Here is a 19,490-nt window from a genome sequence, read left to right on the forward strand (position 1 = left end):
CATCATGCTCTCCGAGTTCTCGCTGATCGACCGTTTTTTTGCGCGCCGTGCCGAAGCCATGCGTAGTCAACGCGACGACGGCTCCCTTGGCATTGGCGACGACTGCGCGTTGCTTGCGCCGCGTCCCGGCGAAATGCTGGCAATTTCGACGGACATGCTGGTGGAAGGCCGCCATTTCTTCCCCGATATCGATCCGCATGCACTCGGCCATAAGGCCCTCGCCGTGAACCTGTCGGATCTGGCCGCAATGGGCGCCGAACCGCGGGGATTCACGCTGGCATTCGCGCTGCCGCAGACGCGTGAGGACTGGCTCGCAGCGTTCAGCGACGGGCTTTTTGAAGTCGCAGAACGCTACGGCTGCGAGCTGATCGGCGGCGATACGACGGCCGGTCCGCTGAATCTGTGCCTCACCGTTTTCGGCAGCGTTCCGCCGCGATTGGCGCTGCGCCGCGACGCGGCGCAAGCGGGCGACGACATCTGGATCTCCGGCACGCTCGGCGACGCACGTGCTGGCCTCGGGGTGTTGCGCGGCGAATGGTCCGCCGACGCGGCCGACGCTGCGACATTTCGCCGCGCCCTCGAACGCCCCGAGCCGCGCATCGCGCTCGGCCTTGCATTGCGTGGCATCGCACGGGCGGCACTCGACCTGTCGGACGGCCTGGCCGGCGATCTGCTGCATATCCTCGAGCGCTCGCATCTGCAAGCGCAGGTGGAAATCGACGCGGTACCGCGCTCGGCCGCACTCCGGCGCCTGCCGGATGACGTCCAGCGCCGTTGCACGCTAGCCGGCGGCGACGATTACGAGCTGTGCTTCACGGCGCCCGTGACGGCGCGTGCTGCGGTTGAAGCGGCTGGCCGCGAGGTGCAGATTCCGGTCACCCGGATCGGTACAATAAGCTCTCCCAGATCGGCGGCGGACAGCCCGGCAATCCGTTGGCTCGACGCAGCCGGCCGCCCGCTCACCTTGACCTTGCAAGGCTTCGACCACTTCCATGCAGACTGAACCCGCGCTCGGCCCCGCAGACGACTTTCGGGGCAGCCGTCCGGCCAACGGCCCGTCGCATGGCGGCCCATCGGGAGAGACGCCCGGCGGCCCCGAGCCGCGTCCGTCGCCGCCGCGGCGCGCCACCGCCCGCTTCATGCTGTCGCATCCACTGCATCTGATTTCGCTTGGCTTCGGCAGCGGCCTGTCGCCGGTCATGCCGGGCACGGTCGGCACGCTGTTCGGCTGGGCGTCGTTTGCGGTGCTCAACCGCTATCTGACCGTGCTCGACTGGGGCCTGCTGATCGTGGTGGGCTTTTTTGCCGGCATTTCGATCAGCGGCTTCACGGCGAAAAAGCTGGGCATTGAGGATCCCTCGCCGGTCGTGTGGGATGAAATCGTCGCGTTCTGGCTGGTGCTGCTGATGGTGACGCCGGTGTCCGTCACCGGACAGGTGTGGGCCTTCATCGTGTTCCGTTTCTTCGACATGGTGAAACCGCCTCCGATCCGTTACTTCGACCGCAGACTGAAAGGTGGCTTTGGCATCATGTTTGATGACCTGGTCGCGGCGTTTTTCACCTTGCTGGTGATCGCGCTGTGGCGCATGTCGGTCTAACCGTTTCACGTTTTTCGGAAATACGCATGGCTACCGATTCCGTCGTTCACCAACTCGCTATCCGCGTGAGCAACCGGTTGCGCGACGAACGCCTGATGCTCGTGACCGCCGAGTCCTGCACGGGCGGCATGGTCGCAACCGCGATCACCGACATCTCCGGCAGCAGCGGCTGGTTCGAACGGGGCTTCGTCACCTATTCGAATCAGGCCAAGAGCGAGATGATCGGCGTGCCGGCCGATCTGATCGAAAAGCACGGCGCGGTCAGCGAACCGGTCGCCCGCGCAATGGCCGAAGGCGCGCTGCGCAATAGCCGGGCGCAGGTGTCGTTGTCGGTGACGGGAGTGGCGGGTCCCAGCGGTGGCAGCGAGACGAAGCCGGTCGGAACGGTGTCGTTCGGATGGAGCAACCGCCTGCATACGTCCGTGGAAACGATGGTGTTCAAGGGCGATCGCGAAAAGATCCGCACTCAGGCAGCCGCTCATGCGCTACGCGGGATGCTGGCGCTGCTCGACGAACGCGAACGGTAAGACCTCCGCACGCCAGCATCCTTTCTTCTCGCCGCTCTCAGCGCGGCTGCGGCTTTTCATGATCGGCAGCGCTGGCGCTGCCTTGCCTGCCTGTATTGCTTATGTCGACTCTCAAGCTTGCGAAAGACGAACTGATCCGCCGCTTCGATCTGCAGCCGCATCCCGAAGGCGGCTTTTTCCGCGAAACGTATCGTTCCACGGCCACGATGACACGTGAGGGGTCCGAAGCAACGCGCGCTGTGTCGACAGCGATCTATTACCTGTTATGCGACGGCGCGCATTCCGCCTGGCATCGGATCAAGTCCGACGAAGTCTGGCATTTCTACGCCGGCGAGCCGCTGCTGGTTCACGTCCTCGATGCGGCGGGAAAGCACGTCACTCATCGGCTCGGTAATCCGTTGACCCATCCGGGCACGGTGTTTCAGGCGGTGGTAGCGGCCGGGCTGTGGTTTGCCGCCGAATGCGAGGACCCGGCAACGTTCGCGCTGGTGGGTTGCACGGTCGCGCCGGGTTTCGAGTTCAGCGAATTTGAGTTGGCGGACATCGATGCGCTACAAAGCGCCTATCCGGCGCAAGCGGAATTCATTGGGCGGCTTGGCCCCGCCGATCGTCCCGTATAGCGCAGAAGAAAGCGGCTACCGCGCTCCACGGAAGCCGCGCCCCATCACCGATACGCGTTGATCCGATCGCGCGTCTCTTGTGCGGCCTTCGCCGCGGCTTGACCGAAGTCCTCGCCCTTGCCGGCATAAATAATCGCGCGCGACGAGTTGATCAGCATGCCGGTGCCCGCTGCCGTGCGGCCCGCGTTCACCGTGGCTTCGACATCCCCGCCCTGCGCGCCGATGCCCGGAATCAGCAGCGGCATCTCGCCGACGATCCCCCGCACCACCTCGATCTCCTTCGGGAACGTCGCGCCCACTACCAGCCCAAGCTGGCCGCTAGCATTCCACTTTTCGGCGGCCAGTTGCGCGACCACCTGATACAGCGGACGCCCCGCGGTCTCGAGAAACTGCAGATCGGAGCCGCCCGGATTCGAAGTCCGGCACAACACGATCACGCCCTTGCCCGGATGCGCCAGATACGGCTCGATCGAATCGAAGCCCATATACGGATTCACGGTCACGGCATCCGCCTGATAGCGCTCGAACGCTTCGCGGGCGTACTGCTCAGCGGTACTGCCGATGTCGCCGCGCTTCGCGTCGAGAATCACCGGCAAGCCCGGGTGATTCCGATGAATATGCGCAATCAGCTGCTCGAGCTGGTCTTCCGCGCGATGCGCAGCGAAGTAGGCGATTTGCGGCTTGAACGAGGACGCATACGGCGCGGTCGCGTCGACAATCGTGCGGCAGAACTCGAAGATCGCATCGGCGCGGCCAGCGAGTGCGGCCGGGAATTTCGCGGGCTCGGGGTCGAGACCGACGCACAGCAGCGACTGGGTGCGCTGCCAGGCGTCGTTGAGGGTCTGGATAAAAGTGGGCATGGTGAGTCTCGGGGCGGCCAGATTAGAGAATTGGCGCGTATTTTACCCGTCCTCGCATCAGGCGCATGCGGAGCACGCCGCGCGCCGCGCGCCGCCGAGCCGCCGGGCTCCGGGCCGCCTTGCTCACCCACTTACCCGCTCACCTGTTCACCCACCCGCCCACTCACCCGCTCACCTACCTACCCAGTCATCCACTCACCCGCTCACTGCTTGCGCGAACCGCGCCCGCCGGCTGCCGCGCGCAGGCCGGTGCGCTCGACCGTAAACCGAAACGTGCGGGAAAGGCGCTCACCGCGCGCGAGCATCGTCATACCGTGCGAGGCCGCCCCGCCCGGCAGGTTCACGGCATTAATCGGATGATCGACCGGTTCGAAGCAGAAGAAGTCTTCGCCGGGCGGCGTGTAGAGCACGTAGTAATCCGCGTCCGACGCGATGGTCAGCGACAGCCGCCGCTTCGGCCACACCACCGCCGCCTGTCCGCTCCAGCCGGTAAAGGCGTGGTTGACGATCGTCTCAGGCAACGGATAGGCGACCCCGAACTGCCAGGCCGGCGGCGCCGGCACGTGGCGCACCGGCAGCCAGTCGTCGCCCTGCAGCCATAGCCCCGCCGCCGCCGCCGACAACTCGGTCTGTGCATCGCGCACCAGAAACGGATGGATGCCGAGCCCGAACGGTAGCGCATCGCGTCCCGTGTTTTCAATCTCGAGCGTGATCACGAGCGTCGGTCCTTCCAGCGCATAGGTCTGAGTCGCGCGATAGGCGTACGGCTTGCCGTCGCTGCGGTCCAGCGTCAGACGCACCCTGTCGTGATCGGCCTCGGCTACCTGCCAGTGAGCCAGCCAGCCGTCGCCGTGAATCGGCAGCGGTTCGGCGACCCGATTGCGCGGCACGTCGACGCGCCGCCCGCCCACGCCAAAATGCCCCCCGCCGATCCGGTTCGAATACGGCAGCAGCGGATAGCAGGCCAACTGGTTCGGATCGGTATCGGCGGCGATATGCCGGCAGCGGCGAAAGATCGGCACCAGCGCGCCGTCGCTGCGCCAGTCGAAACGTGTGATGCCACCGCCCAGCGACGGCGCCACATCGAGCCGCAACTGTGGATTGGCCAGCGTCACGCACGCGAACTCGCCCGCACTGCCCTCGCCGACGGCCACGGCCGACGTGCTGGGGCCTGCAAGCACCGGATTGGCGGCGGCAGCGAGCCGGGCGCGGCGTGTCTGTGAAGTGGGTGTTGTGGACGAACTGGAAACGAGATTCGCGACAGTCATATCAGCTCCATCGAGAGGCGTGGGACGTCGCCGGCATTGCTGCCGGATGCTTATATGGGCGCCTTGGCTGGCCGCCTCTTTGTGTCCTGGAAGGCTGGAATCGCTCGGTCCTTGCGTGGTGCAGCATGCTACGCAATGGGTGCGTTGCCAAGCCCCGTTGCGACCCAACCTGTTTGAAACGCTGCGGCACGCGCTCGCGTGCCGTGAAAAAGTTAGCTCAACTCACGCGTTTTGCGAAGGGCGGGTACACCCTGGAAGAGCGGCTCAGGCAAGCCCCGCGCCCCAGGCACAGCCACGAACACGCCGCCCGCACGCGAATCGCCGGCGAGCGCCTCGGCGTCCAGATCGGTCCGCGCGCTGGTGATATACAGCGTGCCTAGCTGGTCGCCGCCGAGTGCCACGCAACTCGGCTGCACGGTCGGCACTGTCACCCGCGTTGTTTCAACGCCATCCGCACCGTACCGCACGACCCGCGCGCCACCCCACTGCGCATTCCACAACCCACCGTCGCGGTCGACGGTCGAGCCATCTGGCTCGCCGGTTGCGTCCGCGAGCTTCGTGAACAGACGGTCGTTCGCGATCGTGCCGTCGGCGCGGTAATCACAGGTGCGGATCTCCAGGGTCGGTGAATCGCAGTAGTACATCGTCGCGCCGTCGGGACTGAACGCGATGCTGTTCGAAATCGCGGGCGCCGGCAAGGGCAAGCGCTCGAGCGACAGATCGTGATTCAGGCGATAAAACCCTCCCACTGCGCGTAAGGGCGAACCCTCATCCTTCGTACCGAATACGAAACGCCCCTGACGATCGCAGCGACCGTCGTTGACGCGCGTATTCAAACCCGGCTCGACCTCGACGATAGGCTGAATCTCGCCCGTTGCAAGGTCGAAGAACGCCAGATGGCTGGCAAGTCCGAGTAACAGGTAGTGCGGATCGGCGCACAGCGCGAAGGTTGCGAGGCGCTCCGGCATGCGCCAGAACGTGCTGCGTCCGTCGCGCGGGTCATAGCGCCACAGTTTCGCGCTCTGGATATCGGTCCAGTAAAAGCGGCCACTGCGCGAGCACCAGGTCGCGCCTTCACCGAGTATGCATTTAGCGTCGATCAGCAGCGACGCGCGGCTAGGTTCGCTCATGCCCAGCCTCCATCGACGATGATGTCCTGCGCGGTAATCATCGCGCTGTCGTCGGCAGCAAGGAACAGCGCCATGCGGGCCAGATCGTCCGGCAGCAACTCCGCATCGATACACTGCCCTTCCTTGATCGCGCGGCGTCCGGCGTCGTCGAGCCACAGGCGCTTTTGCTTCTCGGTCATGACCCAGCCAGGCACGAGCGTATTGACGCGAATATTGAAGTGGCCGAGATCGCGCGCAAGGCTGCGCGTGAGTCCCTGCGCGGCCGCTTTCGACAACGTGTAGACCGCATAACCGCCGTTCTTCAGCATCCAGCTGATCGAACCGAGATTGATGATCGAGCCGCGCCCGGCCGCTTTCATATCGCCCATCACGGCCTGCGCCGCGAACAGCTGATGGCGGATGTTGACAGCAATCCCCGCGTCGAACGACTCGGGGGTCACCTCTTCGATCTTGTGACGCTTGTCGTTGGCTGCGTTATTGACGAGCACCTCGATCGGGCCAAGTGCGCCCTTAACGTCGGCAATCGCTTTGCGCAGCGCATCGATATCGGTCAGATCGCACGGCAGAAACAGCGGCTTGTGACGCGAATCGCCGAGTTCATCGGCGAGCGCCTCGCCGGCGCTCGCGTCGAGATCGAAGAACGCGACACGTGAACCCTGTGCGGCAAAGTGCTCGACGAACGACGCGCCGATCCCGGTCGCGCCGCCCGTGATCAGCACGGTCCGGTCTTCGAGGCTCGGATAGCGCGCATAGACGCTGTCCGCCTGACGGGCATTCGCATTGGCGGGAGACGACATCGTTCGATTCCTATTTTTCTATTGAGCAACCACGCAACTTGCCGAGGCAGTGCACGTTCAATCGCGCGCGCCGCGGTTCTTCAACTGGTCGAGCAGCACAGCGGCGAGCAGAATCGCACCGCGCACCAGATACTGATAGAACGCGTCGATATTCAGCAGGTTCATCACGTTCTCGACCGTGCCCATGATCAGCACGCCGATCACCACGCCCGAAATTGTCGCGCGGCCGCCCAGCAGCGACACGCCGCCCAGCACGCACGCGGAGATCACGTTCAGCTCGAAGCCTTCTGCGGCGTTCGGCTGACCCGAAGTGATACGCGAGGCCAGAATCACGCCCGCCAGCGCGGTCACCGCACCTTGCACGAGGAAGATGTAAACACGGGTGCGCTCGACGTTGATACCGGCCAGACGCGACGCTTCCGGATTGCCGCCGATCGCCAGCGTATTGCGGCCATACACGGTCTGGTTGAGCATCACGCCGAAGACGATGAAGCACAACAGCGTCACCCAGATCGGCAGCGACACGCCGAACATCGACAGACCGCCCAGCGCGATAAACGAATCCGACGACACGCCGACGGCCTGGCCGTGCGACACGATGAAGCCGAAACCGCGCACGATTTCCATCGTTGCCAGCGTCGTGATCAGCGCATTGATGCGCAGGTACGCGATCACGGCGCCGTTCACGAAGCCGATCGCCGCACCGGCCGCCACTGCCGCGATAATCGCGATGGTCGTGCTGCCCGTCGCATTGAGCACCATCGCGCAGAGCACGCCGGCGAACGCGACGATGGAACCCACGGACAGGTCGAAGTCGCGCGAGGCGAGACAGAACATCATCGTGCACGCGACCATGCCGATCTGCGAGATCGACAGCGCGAGACCGAGCATGTTTTCGATCGAGAAGAAGTGATCGACCGTCACGGACATGGTGATGAACATGATCGCGAAGATCACGATCAGGCTGTAATCGGTGACCTGTTGCCACCATTTCTGCTTGTCGCTGCTCTGCGGAATCAGCGCTTCGGCGGCGGCTTTGCCGGCCTGTTGCGCGAGGTTTTCTCTGGCTTGCATTTGATAACTCCTCCCGTTTGCGTCACGGGCTGACGGGTTGTTAAAGACTTGCGTCCGTTGGGTTTCAGGCCGCCTGCGGCGCGGCGTCTTGCGGTGCGGTCGAGCTTTCCGGCAATGCGAGACCCAGCACCGCCGCTTCGTTCGCCTGGCTGCGCGGCAGTTCGCCGGAAATGCGGCCCTGCCGCATCACCACGATCCGGTCCGACACGCCGAGCACTTCCGGCAGTTCAGACGAAATCATCACGATCGCGCAGCCGCGTTCCGCCAGCTGATAAATCACGTTATAGATCTCATGCTTCGCGCCGACGTCGATCCCGCGCGTCGGTTCATCGAGAATCACCACGCGCAGATCGGGCTCCGCGAGCCAGCGCGACAGAATCGCTTTCTGCTGGTTGCCGCCGGAGAGGAAACGGATCTTCTGGCGGCGGTTCGGCGTCTTGATCTTCAGCCGCTTGATAAAGCGGTCCGCCGTTTCCGCTTCTTTCTTGCGGTTCAGGAAGAACCCGCCGCGCAAATAATGGCGGCGGCAGCTGATGTTGATGTTCTCGGACACGCTCGCCATGGCGACGATGCCCTCTTCCTTGCGATCTTCCGGGCACAGCACGATGCCGTGACGAATCGCTTCGCCGGCGCTGCGCACCTTGATCGCCTTGCCATCCAGCATGATCTCGCCGGCTTTCTTGCTGTCGGCGCCGTACACGAGGTGCATCAGTTCGCTGCGGCCCGCGCCCACCAGACCGAAGAAGCCGACAATCTCGCCGCGCCGAACCTCGAAGGTGGCCGGCCCCTTGAGCGGATGACCTTCGATCGCCTTGGCGGCGAAACGCACTTCACCGAGTTCGCGCGGCTTGTAACTGTAGATGTCCGAAATTTCCCGGCCGACCATTTCCGCGACGATCGTCTCGCGCTTGACGTCGGCGAGCGACGGGTGCGATGCCACCTTGCGGCCGTCACGGAAGATCGTGCAGGCGTCGCACAACTCGTAAATCTCGTCCATCCGGTGCGAGATGTAGATCAGCGCCCGGTTGTCGGCGCGCAGATCGCGCACCAGCTTGAACAGCACTTCGGTCTCACTGTGCGACAGCGAGCTGGTGGGCTCGTCGAGCGCGATCACGCGCGCGTTACGCATCAGCGCCTTGCAGATTTCCACCATCTGCCGCTGAGCGATCGAGAGCTTGCCGAGCTTCGCATTCGGATCGAGCGAAACGCCCATCGCTTCCAGCCGCTCGCGCACGAACCGCTTGGCTTCGCGTTTGTTCACCCAGCCGAGCGAGTTCGGCAACTGGCCGAGCAGCAGATTTTCCGTGACCGTCAGATCGGGCACGTATTGCAGTTCCTGGTGAATTACCGCGATCCCGGCAGCGATCGACGCGGCCGCGCTACCGAAGCGCACCTCGTTGCCATCGACCATCAGGCGGCCGGAATTCGGCTGATATTCACCACCGAGAATCTTGAGCAGGGTCGATTTACCCGCGCCGTTTTCGCCCATCAGGCCATGCACCTGCCCGACGTTTACGTCGAAGGAGACGCCGTCGAGCGCACGTACGCCTGGAAAGACCTTACCAATATTGTCAAAACGCAGCGTCGCTGACACTTCGCCTCCTGTTGCATCCTGTGAACCGTGCGCTCCGGTGCGGCTGACTGCCATGCCGGTACGACGGTTGGTCCCAACTGCTGTTGCGCCTGCCAGCGCGTGCATTTCATCCACGTCCTGCACGCGCTGCCCTGCGGGGCAGGACGACCGGCATCACGCCCCGGGATCCTGCCCTCTACACTTCGATGGCTAACCGCTTACTTCGATGCCAGACCCATCTTTTCACGCACGTCCGCGACGTTGTCACGCGTGGCCAGCATGCCGGTCGTCAGCGTGAGTGCCGGCGGTTCCTTGCCTGCCGTGATCCAGTCGTACATCAGCGTCGAGGTTTCTTCGCCATGGCGCTTCGGGCTGATGATGACCGTGCCGTAGAAGCCCGTCGGGGTCGGCTTCTTGAACTCGTTCAGAGCCGAGTCCGAACCGCCAATGCCGATACCGATCATGTTGTCAGCCTTGAAGCCACGGCCTTCCGCTGCACGCACCGCACCCAGCACCGCTTCGTCGTTCAGACCGTAAGCGATCCAGTGCTTGAACTGCGGGTTCTTGGTCAGCGCAATGTTGGCGGCGTTGAAAGCGTTTTCCGTATCGGTCTTCGCTTGCGGCGCTTCAATGATGTTGGCCTTCGGGAAACCTGCAGCCACCAGCGCTTCCGTCGCGCCGCCCGTGCGGTCAACCGCGGTCGGCAGCTGGTTGTAGGTCACGTCGATCGCGCCCACGTCCTTCATGTCCCAGCCGCGCTTCTTGATTTCCGCAGCCAGGCCTTCGCCAACCTGCTTGCCGATGTTGAACGCCGAAATGCCCATGTGCGGCACGCTGGCGATAGGCTTGCCTGCGCCGTCGACGAGGCGGTCATCGACCGTCATCATCTTCAGGCCGTCAGCCTTTGCCTTCGCCACGATGCCCGGTCCGAGCTTGACGTCCGGCGTGCAGATAATGAAACCTTGCGCCTTTTGGGCTGCCAGGTTGTCGATTGCGCTCATTACCTTCTCGCCCGAGGGTGCGCCGATTTTCACCAGCGTGAAGCCCTTTTCCTTGGCCGCGATTTCGGCAAATTTCCATTCATCCTGGAACCACGGCTCTTCCGGCTGCTTCACCAGAAAGCCGATCTTGACCGAATCAGCGGCCTGGACGACGGGCGCGTTGAACAGCACCCCTGCTGCTGCGGCTGCCAGTGTGAGGAAAATTCTACGTTTCATGTTGCAGTCTCCTGACTAATTAGTAGATAACGAGAAGGTATTGGCCGCGTCTTCTTATCCGGTCCTGACACACGCGGCCAGCGCGTCAACCGGCTAAAACTGTTCGTTGCGCTCTGTGGCGCTTCGCTTCTTTTATTTCGCGGCGGCGCGCGTTCCACGGCGCGTTGCCCCGGTTTCTCCAGACGATGGCTCAGTCGTGATACAGCGCTGAGCGCCCTCCATCTACCGTGATGCAACTCGCGTTGATGAACGGCGCCTCGTCCGACGCGAGGAACACCGCCGTCATCGCCACTTCTTCGGGGCGGCCGATCCGCTTCATGGGCTGCAGATCGAGCGTCGCCTGCTGCGCCGCGACCGGGTCGGGTTGCCCGTTCCACCAGTCGTGCGTCAATTGGGTTTCAACGTAGCCCGGTGCAATAGCGTTGACGCGCACATTGCGCGGCGCGTATTCGATACCGAGCGCGCGCGTCAGGCCAATCACGCCATGCTTGGCAACCGGGTAAGGGAAACAGCCCGGAATGATCTTGAAGGCATGGGTCGAGGCAATGTTGATGATGCTGCCCGCGCCACGTTCGACCATTCCCGGTAAGACCGCCCGGCAACCGTTCCAGACGCCGTCCAGATCGACCGCGAAGCAGCGCCGCCAGTCGTCGTCGCTCATCGTCAGCGGGTCGCAAAAGACGTTGATGCCGGCGTTGTTCACCAGCACGTCGACGGGGCCGAACGCTTGCCCGGCTTCCCGTACGGCTTGCTGGACCGAAACGGATTGCGTTACGTCGGTCTGCACCGCAAGCACTTTCGCGCCACTGGCTGCGGCAGAACCGCTGGCTGCGTTCGCACTGCCCGCACCGCCGGCCTTGCACGCCGCTTCGATGTCGCGCGCGGTTTGCTGCGCCGTTTCAATATCCAGTTCTGCCAGCACGACCGCCGCACCTTCGCGCGCAAACGCCAGCGCAATGGCTGCACCGATGCCGCGACCGGCGCCGGTGATCAACGCGACCTTGTTGGCGAGCCGGTTCATTTCTTCGCGCCGGCGCGTGCAATGCGCAAACCGTTGATATAAGCGCGGGCGTGCGACGCCGTCGCCGCGGCATTCTGACCCGGCTTGTACAGCGCCGAGCCGAGCCCGAAACCGTTCGCGCCAGCGCTGAGAAACGGACCCATGTTGTCCGGCGTGATGCCGCCCACCGGCACCAGCGGCACTTCGCCCGCGATCACGGCGCGCCATGCCTTGACGACCTGGCAGCCGAGTTGTTCGGCGGGGAACATCTTCAGCACGTCGGCGCCGTTTTTCAGCGCGAGGAAGGCTTCGTTCGGCGTGGCGACGCCCGGCGCGCACGCGAGTCCCTGCGCCTTCGCCGTCGTCACGACGTCCGTGTCGCTATGCGGCATGACGATCAGTTCGCCCCCCGCCGACTTCACGTCGTGGACGAAGCTCGGGTGCAGCACCGTGCCTGCGCCGACAATCGCGTCCGCCGGCAGCGCCTTGCGGATCGCCGTGATGCTGTCGAACGGCTGCGGCGAGTTGAGCGGCACTTCGACGATCCGGAAACCCGCTTCGTACAGCGCTTGCCCGTGATCGGCAGCATCGGCCGGCGTGACGCCGCGCAGAATGGCGATCAGCGGACACGCTTCGAAGGCCGCCATCAGACCCGCGTGCGGCGAATAAGGAGCGGGCAGATTGATGTGAGGTTGCATATCGATTCCTTGTCAGTTTCGTGCGGCGCGGCGTCTTAACCGACGCGCGAGGCACGCGCAGCGCCGGGGGCCGGCGTCGTCGCAGGGATTACCAGGCCGGCTTTCGTCGCGATGCTCCATAGGCCGCGTTCAGTGGCCTGCTTGACCAGTTCGGCATCGGTACAGCCGAACTGGCTCAACGCGAGCTGATAACGCGCGCACAACGCTTCATTACCGATCAGGCGCAGCGCGTGCCCCGCGAGGCCGGTTTGCTGCTGGGCCAGCACGGCGTCGAGACCGACCAGTTCGTGACCGATCAGCAGGCCCGACAGGTAGTCCGGCTGCTGCTGACCGCCAAGCTGTCCGGTGAGGCCGAGCGTGCGTGTGCTGAACACCGTGGCGAGCGGACCCGCCTCGCCTTTCTGACGCGCGATATTCACGCCGCGCAGAAAGGCCTCGGTCTCCAGACGATCCGGCGCCACCATCGTGCGGCCGAGAATGGTGTGCTCGCGCAGCGCCGCAAAGATCTCGCCGGTCATGAAAGTGTGAAAGCGCTCGATCTGGCCGCCGCGTACCACCACCCACTTCGCATGCGTGCCGGGCAGGCCGATGAGTTCGTACTTGCTATCGTCCGTGGCGGCAGGAGCCGCGCCGAGCGCGCCGAAAATCTGCGTTTCTTCGCCACGCATGACGTTCGGCAGTTCGCCGCGCTGTAGCACGCCGGGAACGATGTGCAGCGTCACGCCACGCGCGGTCTGTACGCGCACGATGCCGGCGACCAGGGCCTCGGCGCTCGCGGGCGCATCGACGTACGGCGCTTCGAGCCAGCCTTGCGCGCTACCGACCATCCCCGCCGCGATCACCGGCACGCTGGGCGCACGTTCCAGCCAGGCGCCGCAAACGGCATCGAAGGCGGCATCGAAGCCGCCTTCATTCGCGGCGCGCGGCAGATTCATGATGCCCGCGGTCGATTCGCGCGTGTCCAGCACGTGACCGGCTGCGTCGAACAGATACGCGCGCAACGCCGTCGTGCCCCAGTCGAGCGCAATCAGCGCGGCCCGGTCGAGGCTAACCGCATTCGCTTCAGGTGCGATGCTCGTGACGTCCGTATTTTGAGCGACTGCCATGGGGGAACCCGCTTGCGTCATCGTTTGATCCTGCGCGTCGTCGGCTGCGGCACACGCCAGCCGAGTTCCTCCGAGATGGCGCGCGCTTCGCGCTGCACGACCGGGATCAGTTCATCCATGCGTTCGAGCGACATGTACGGGATCGTGCTCGCCACCGACAGCGCCGCGACGATGGCACCCGATGCGTCGCGCACCGGCGCGGCGACACAGCGAATCGAGGCTTCGTTTTCTTCGAGGTCGAACGTATAGCCGCCCGCCGAATAGGTCGTCATGCGCTGCATGAAGGTCGGCATGTCGGGCCGGTTATCGGGCTTGAAGCTGACGCCGGCCAGCGCGCGGCGCGATGCGTCGAACAGCGATTGCCAGGAATCCGGCTTGAGGTCGAGCATCATGGCTTTGCCGATGCCCGTCGACGCGAGCGGCATCCGATGGCCGACGCGCGAACGCATTTCGAGGCCGCGCGTACCGGGGATCTTGTCGATGTAGAGCACGTCGTCGCCGTCACGCACGCCGAGGTGGATCGTGTCGAGCGTCTGTTCGGCGAGCGACTCGAGATGCTGCCGCGCCACGGCGGTCAACGGCATCTGTTCGAGCGCGATGGTGCCCAGTTCGATGAGCTTCGGGCCGAGCAGATAGCCGCCTTGCACCTGGCGCAGATAGCGCGCCTGGACGAGACTGCTGACGAGGCGGTGCGTCGTGCTGCGGGTCGTGCCGAGCGCGGCGCCGAAGGTGCGCAGATCGCGCACGCCGGCGGCAGCGGCTTCGAGAATCGCGAGGCCGCGCAGCAAGGTCTGCGTGCCGGCTTGCTGGGGCGTGATGTCGAGCAGCGTGCTCGGCAGCGCGATTTCGTCGCTGGGCTTGAGTGAGCCCGCGGCGCCGTTCAGCGTGCGGGTGCGCGGTTGCGACACGGCTTCGGAGCCTGCATCGGGGCCGGCGGCGGCGTGAGTGGACATCGCTTTGTTCATGGCGATTGGGCGAATGATAGGGGGATTACCGCGCGGGGCCGGCCATGCGGCCAGAGAAGGGGGACAGTACACGGCAAGTGCGTGCTTCCTGCCTGAGGGTGATGGGCATGGCTGAGTGTCTCCGATCGTATGGTCCGCGCCGACCGCACGGTGTTCATGCGGAGGGGGATGGCCTTTTTTCGCCTCGCTGGCGGCTTGGCTCGCGGTTTTGCGTGCCTTGCTGTGGCGCCTTGCGGGCTTGGTGATCCGGATTGTAGGGCGGTTTTTTTGAAATTTCCAATATGTGAGTGTTGGATTCATATTTTGGGATTTAGCCCGTTCGGCGATAGGGGTTTTGCCTGCGGCGCTTCGGTGGGGTTCTTGCGGTGTTGGGCTTTTCTTGGGTTGTTATCGGTCTGGTTTGCCTGCGGCGCTTTGGTTGTGTTTTTAAGCCGTTGGCCTACCCTTGTTTTGTTATCGGTCTATTAGCTTCGCCCCTGTGCGGGGCGGCACTTACTTTCTTTGCCGCCGCAAAGAAAGTAAGCAAAGAAAGCGGGCTCACACCGCCAGCCAGTAGTGAGCCGTCTAGGTCTGCCCGCGGAAACGGCCCAAGACGAGACGTGTCTTCGCATTTCTTCGGCCCGTGACAAAGCGATCATCCACCCCACTCCGCACTGCGTGCGTCGCGGATGGGTTTGCTCGGGAAAGCCGGTTGGCAGCCTGTCGGAGCCAACGACACGGAGAAGGTCAGCAGGTCTGCGCAAGACACCGCGTCAGCCCCAAAACGTTAGTTTTCCTACGGAACTCGCCAAACGTGTTGAACGTGCTGAGCGTGTTATGCCCGACGGCGGGGCGCGCAGCGCAACGCTGGAACGGATGAGTGCTGTGCCACTGAGATTTGTAGTGCGAGAGACGGTCTCGTGTTGGGCCGTTTCCCGTTCGAAACAGAGATGACTCGCTAAAAGCTGGCGGTGTGAGCCCGCTTTCTTTGCTTACTTTCTTTGCGGCGGCAAAGAAAGTGAGTGCTGCCCCGCACAGGGGCGAACCTAATAGACCGATAACAAAACAAGGAAAGGCCAACGCCCAAAAAAACACAGCCAAAGCGTCGCAGACAAACCAGCCCCAAAACAAAACAAAACAAAAAGAGCCCAACACCGCAAAACCACAACCAACCACCGCAGGCAAACCCAAACCCAAAACCCTCACTGCGGCAACTCAGCCGCCCCCATCCGATGCGCAATCACCCCAGCGCGTTGCGCCAGATACCCCGAGCTACGATGCTCATCGAAATATTTAGGCCGCGGCAGCATCACAGCAAGCCGCGCCGACTGCCCCGCAGTCAGCTTCGCCGCCGATGTCTTGTAGTAATAGTTTGCCGCCGCCTGGGCACCATAAACCCCATTCCCCCACTCGACCGAGTTGAGATAAATCTCGTAGATCCGCTCCTTGTCCATCAAGGTATCGAGCATCCACGTAATAATCACCTCCTGCCCCTTGCGGATATAACTCTTCTCCCTCGATAAAAACAGATTGCGCGCGAGTTGCTGCGTAATCGTCGAACCGCCGAAGGCAAGCTTGCCCCGTGCCTTGTTCTTCTCCCACGCCTGCAGGATCGCCTCGGTCTCGAAACCGTTGTTGTTGACGAAGTTCGCGTCTTCAGAGGCGATGATCGCGCGCTTGAGATTGCGCGAGATCTGCTCGTACGGCACCCACGTATGCTGGATCGACAGATCAGGCCGAGCCTGGGAGAGCGTCCACGCGTCCGAGCGCATGAACGCCGTCGATTGCGGATTCACGTAGTTCCAGATGCCGATCTGCACGAAGTAGAACAACTGCGTCGCGATCCACGCAATCGCGACCACCGCGCCCACATAAACCGCCCAGCCGGTCAGTCCCGACCGGCCCGCTCGCCTCGTTCGCGCCATCGTCATCTCGCTCCTCGGTTCGATACGGTCAGAAACGTCCGGTGCGAGCGCATCCGCAGACCGAGACAACACGCGGGATTCCATCGCTTCGGTGGGCCTTCGCTTCCTTCTCAGGTCGCGCTCGGCGCAGCCAGTATCCGACGCAGTTCCTCCAGCACCGGTGCGCCGTTGGGCCGCACGCCACGCCACACGTAAAACGATTCGGCCGCCTGCTCGACCAGCATCCCAAGACCGTCCGCCGCCCGCGCCCCAAGCGTTTGCGCGTGCTGCATGAAAACGGTCGGCTGCGCGCCGTACATCATGTCGTAGGCGAGCGTACTGTTGCCGAAGGCACTGTCTTCGACCTCGGGCAACGCCGCATCGAGACTCCCGGCAGTCGCATTGATGATGACGTCGTAAGTGCCCGGCTCGATGGCCGCCGCGCCGCCGCCCGTCAGCCGGCAGCCGGCTTCGCGGGCGGCTTCGCCGAACTGATCGACCAGTTCGCTCGCCTTCTCCGCGGTCCGGTTGACGATGGTCAGCGTGTGCGGCGCACGCCCGAGCATCGGCAACACGACGCCGCGCGCGGCACCGCCCGCGCCCAGCAACAGAATGCGGGCGCCCTTGAACGGCGTGGCCAGATTCACCTCGATGTCACGCACGAGCCCGAAGCCATCCGTATTGTCGCCATAAATCTCACCGGCCTCGAAGCGCAACGTGTTCACCGCGCCCGCCGCCGCCGCGCGCGGCGACAGCTTCGTAGCCAGCGCGTGCGCCTCCAGCTTGAACGGCACGGTGACGTTCAGTCCGCGTCCGCCGGATTCCATGAATGCGCGAACGTGCGGCACAAAGGCGTCGAGGGGCGCGAGCAGATGCGTGTATTCGATCGCCTCGCCGGTTTGCTCGGCAAAGCGCGCGTGAATCAGCGGCGACTTGCTGTGCGCAATAGGATTGCCGATCACCGCATACCGGTCACGCGGACCGGCGCCCACGACGGATTCGCCTGTCGCCTGCGCAGCAGCCTGCCCGGCGGGCTGGGTCGTCTGGCTCATTGTCCCGGCTCCGCAACCTGCTGACCGGCGGCGGCGCTTTCACCGTCGCCGCCGTTACCGTTCTCTTCTGCACCAGCCTCAGTGCCGGCTTCGGCTTCGCTCTCAGCGGAATCGTCCGCGGCATCGAGCAGTTCTGCTTCGCTCTCGTCGGCTTCTTCAACCTCTTCCGCTTCGGTGCCGCTCGTCACGGTCGGCGCGTCGAGCACGTGCAGCATGCGCACGGATGCCTCCACGGTCAGTTCGTCGATCGACATCACTTCCATCAGCAGACGCGTGCCGCGTGCATGCACGCCAAGCGCCGGCACATGCAGCAGCAACGGAATCTCTTCCAGCCGAACGAGGTCGTCCTTCACCACGGTCGCCACCACCTGCTTCTTGTTCTCCTGCTTCAACCAGCGCAGGCACCAGAAGTACTCCATGCGGCGCTGATGATCGGCGTAAGCCGAGTAGGTATCGTCGAAGCCTTGCACGACGGCGAACAGATCGGCGTCTTTCGGCTTGAACGGCGCCGCCAGCTTCGCGGTCACGCCATGCTGCACGCAAGCGAGCAATTGCCATTGATTCACGAGGTCGACGTAGCGGCGCAACGGTGAAGTGCTCCAGGCATACTGCGCCACGCCCAAGCCTTCATGCGGTGCGGCGTTAGTCTGCATGCGCGTGCGCTTGGGCCCCGTCGGCGCACCGAACGCCCGCTGCGAGCGATAGATGCCCGGCACGCCGTGGTCGTGCAGGAACGCGCCCCATGACGAATTGGCGAGAATCGCCAGTTCGGCGACGATCGTGTCGAGCGGCGAACCGCGGCGGCGCGGCGTGATCGTGATGTGCTCGCCGTCGACATAAAAATTGAAGTCGGTATTGCGCTGCACTTCGCGGCGCAGACCGTATCCTGCGCGCGCCTGCTGACGCTTTTCGAACAAGGCGAGCGCGAACGGCCACAACACCGCGATATCGTCCTTGTGCGCGTATTCGCCGCTGCCGGCGGCGAGCGCCTCTTCGGTGACCAGTTCGTCCAGCGTGTTATGCCGCAAGTTGTTCTTCACGAACACCCGCTCGGCACGCGTCTCGCTGGCGACGATTTCCTGGGTTTCACGATTGATGATCACATACAGCGACAGAGCCGGGCGCAAGCCGCCTTCGGCGAGCGTGAACGCTTCGACCACGCTGTCCGGCAACATGGTGATCTTGTCACCAGGCATATAGACCGTCGACAAACGCGTGCGCGCGATGGCATCGATCTCGTCGCCGGGCGTAATCCCCAGCGCTGGTGCCGCAATGTGCACGCCGATCCGCACGCGGCCATCGGCGAGATGCTCGACCGAGAACGCATCGTCGATTTCGGTGGTGGTGACGTCGTCAATTGAGAACGCCTCGACGTCAGCTTCCGGCAAATCGTCCGGCAACGCACCTACAGTCACCGCCGCAAAGCCGGTGCCGTGCGGGAAGAATTCCGACAGGAAACGCGCTTCATGCAGTGCGCGCGCTGACGCAACGCCGCCACATTCGAGCATCAGACGGGCCTGCGAAATACCGCGCGCAGCCGCCGCCGCTTCGAGCGCCTTGTATTCGATGGTGTTCTTGTCAGGCTTGGTCAGAAGACCCAGCGCCTTGCCGGCCAAGGCTTCCGGCAGCCGGCCCGCTTTCAGCTCTTCTTCGTATTGCGCCTGCACGAGCCCCTGCTGGCGTTTGCGTTCAAGCCCGGCGAGCGCCATCTGCAGTTGCTCTTGCGGCGCCCGCTGGTACTGACCGCGCCCCTTGCGCCGAAAGTACACCGGCGCGCTGTGCATGCGCAGCACCAGCGCGGCGCGCTCTACCGGCCCGAACGAAGCGCCGAAATAGTCGGCACCCAGCGTCGCAAACGGGAATTCGTCGTCGGGCGCACATTCCCACAGGAAGTCCAGATCGATTTCCTGCGCGGCGGCATCCGCCTGCTGGATCAGTTCGCCGGCGCTGGGCTTCTCGAATTCAATCAGCACGTCCTTGGCGCGCACCTTCGCGCGCCGTCCGCCCGGCAGCTCGACCTGAAACGCATCGCCCTGGCGCGACAGCACGCTGCCCGCCTTGAAACTGCCCGATTCCTCAAAGAAAACGTTCACTCAATACTCTCGTTCTGACTTGCATCTGC

General features: G+C 63.9%; 18 protein-coding genes. 4 read left to right on the forward strand and 14 right to left on the reverse strand.

Features of this window, described 5'->3' with window-relative positions; all coding sequences use genetic code 11:
- Positions 1-4 precede the first annotated feature (4 nt).
- From thiL to P3T43_RS25360, 4 genes are all read left to right on the forward strand, one after another.
- Positions 5-1,003: a thiamine-phosphate kinase gene (gene thiL, locus P3T43_RS25345; protein WP_429283755.1), complete on the forward strand. Its 999-nt coding sequence runs from the start codon at positions 5-7 to the stop codon at positions 1,001-1,003.
- Positions 993-1,598: a phosphatidylglycerophosphatase A family protein gene (locus P3T43_RS25350; protein WP_429283756.1), complete on the forward strand. Its 606-nt coding sequence runs from the start codon at positions 993-995 to the stop codon at positions 1,596-1,598. Before thiL ends, P3T43_RS25350 begins: the two co-directional genes overlap by 11 nt.
- 26 nt (positions 1,599-1,624) lie before the next feature.
- Positions 1,625-2,125 (forward strand): CinA family protein, encoded by a 501-nt coding sequence (locus tag P3T43_RS25355; RefSeq protein WP_429283757.1) that lies wholly within the window; start codon positions 1,625-1,627, stop codon positions 2,123-2,125.
- Between the two features lie 101 nt (positions 2,126-2,226).
- Positions 2,227-2,745, forward strand: a complete 519-nt coding sequence (locus P3T43_RS25360; RefSeq protein ID WP_429283758.1) for a cupin domain-containing protein — start codon at positions 2,227-2,229, stop codon at positions 2,743-2,745.
- 44 nt (positions 2,746-2,789) lie between these two features.
- Here the strand turns inward: P3T43_RS25360 and pyrF are convergent, their stop codons facing one another.
- The 14 genes from pyrF to P3T43_RS25430 all read right to left on the reverse strand — a co-directional run bounded on the left by pyrF (position 2,790) and on the right by P3T43_RS25430 (position 19,461).
- Positions 2,790-3,605: an orotidine-5'-phosphate decarboxylase gene (gene pyrF / locus P3T43_RS25365; protein ID WP_429283759.1), complete on the reverse strand. Its 816-nt coding sequence runs from the start codon at positions 3,603-3,605 to the stop codon at positions 2,790-2,792.
- A 203-nt stretch (positions 3,606-3,808) separates the two neighbouring features.
- Positions 3,809-4,873 carry an aldose 1-epimerase gene (locus P3T43_RS25370; protein WP_429283760.1) on the reverse strand — a complete coding sequence of 355 codons (1,065 nt, stop codon included), beginning with the start codon at positions 4,871-4,873 and terminating at the stop codon, positions 3,809-3,811.
- Between the two features lie 212 nt (positions 4,874-5,085).
- Positions 5,086-6,003, reverse strand: a complete 918-nt coding sequence (locus P3T43_RS25375; RefSeq protein WP_429283761.1) for an SMP-30/gluconolactonase/LRE family protein — start codon at positions 6,001-6,003, stop codon at positions 5,086-5,088.
- Positions 6,000-6,800, reverse strand: a complete 801-nt coding sequence (locus P3T43_RS25380) for an SDR family NAD(P)-dependent oxidoreductase (RefSeq protein WP_429283762.1) — start codon at positions 6,798-6,800, stop codon at positions 6,000-6,002. Before P3T43_RS25380 ends, P3T43_RS25375 begins: the two co-directional genes overlap by 4 nt.
- Positions 6,801-6,857: 57 nt before the next feature.
- Positions 6,858-7,874, reverse strand: coding sequence for an L-arabinose ABC transporter permease AraH (gene araH, locus P3T43_RS25385; RefSeq protein ID WP_429283763.1), 1,017 nt, complete (start codon positions 7,872-7,874; stop codon positions 6,858-6,860).
- A 64-nt stretch (positions 7,875-7,938) separates the two neighbouring features.
- Positions 7,939-9,468 carry an L-arabinose ABC transporter ATP-binding protein AraG gene (araG, locus tag P3T43_RS25390; protein ID WP_429283764.1) on the reverse strand — a complete coding sequence of 510 codons (1,530 nt, stop codon included), beginning with the start codon at positions 9,466-9,468 and terminating at the stop codon, positions 7,939-7,941.
- 197 nt (positions 9,469-9,665) lie between these two features.
- Entirely contained in the window at positions 9,666-10,664 is a 999-nt protein-coding gene (locus tag P3T43_RS25395) for an arabinose ABC transporter substrate-binding protein (protein ID WP_429283765.1), read from the reverse strand.
- 190 nt (positions 10,665-10,854) lie between these two features.
- A complete protein-coding gene (locus P3T43_RS25400; RefSeq protein ID WP_429283766.1) occupies positions 10,855-11,685 on the reverse strand; it encodes an SDR family oxidoreductase in 831 nt (276 codons plus the stop codon).
- Positions 11,682-12,362: a 2-dehydro-3-deoxy-6-phosphogalactonate aldolase gene (locus tag P3T43_RS25405; protein ID WP_429283767.1), complete on the reverse strand. Its 681-nt coding sequence runs from the start codon at positions 12,360-12,362 to the stop codon at positions 11,682-11,684. Before P3T43_RS25405 ends, P3T43_RS25400 begins: the two co-directional genes overlap by 4 nt.
- Positions 12,363-12,397: 35 nt before the next feature.
- Positions 12,398-13,489 (reverse strand): 2-dehydro-3-deoxygalactonokinase, encoded by a 1,092-nt coding sequence (locus P3T43_RS25410; RefSeq protein ID WP_429283768.1) that lies wholly within the window; start codon positions 13,487-13,489, stop codon positions 12,398-12,400.
- On the reverse strand, positions 13,486-14,433 hold the full coding sequence (locus P3T43_RS25415; protein WP_429283769.1) for an IclR family transcriptional regulator: 948 nt from the start codon (positions 14,431-14,433) through the stop codon (positions 13,486-13,488). Before P3T43_RS25415 ends, P3T43_RS25410 begins: the two co-directional genes overlap by 4 nt.
- 1,181 nt (positions 14,434-15,614) lie before the next feature.
- Complete coding sequence (mtgA, locus tag P3T43_RS25420; RefSeq protein ID WP_429283829.1) at positions 15,615-16,337, reverse strand: monofunctional biosynthetic peptidoglycan transglycosylase; 723 nt, start codon at positions 16,335-16,337, stop codon at positions 15,615-15,617.
- Between the two features lie 110 nt (positions 16,338-16,447).
- Entirely contained in the window at positions 16,448-17,368 is a 921-nt protein-coding gene (gene aroE / locus P3T43_RS25425; RefSeq protein WP_429283770.1) for a shikimate dehydrogenase, read from the reverse strand.
- Positions 17,365-19,461, reverse strand: coding sequence for a ribonuclease catalytic domain-containing protein (locus P3T43_RS25430; protein WP_429283771.1), 2,097 nt, complete (start codon positions 19,459-19,461; stop codon positions 17,365-17,367). Before P3T43_RS25430 ends, aroE begins: the two co-directional genes overlap by 4 nt.
- Positions 19,462-19,490: the final 29 nt, after the last annotated feature.

The organism is Paraburkholderia sp. GAS41 (genome assembly GCF_050436545.1).
Lineage (GTDB): Bacteria > Pseudomonadota > Gammaproteobacteria > Burkholderiales > Burkholderiaceae > Paraburkholderia.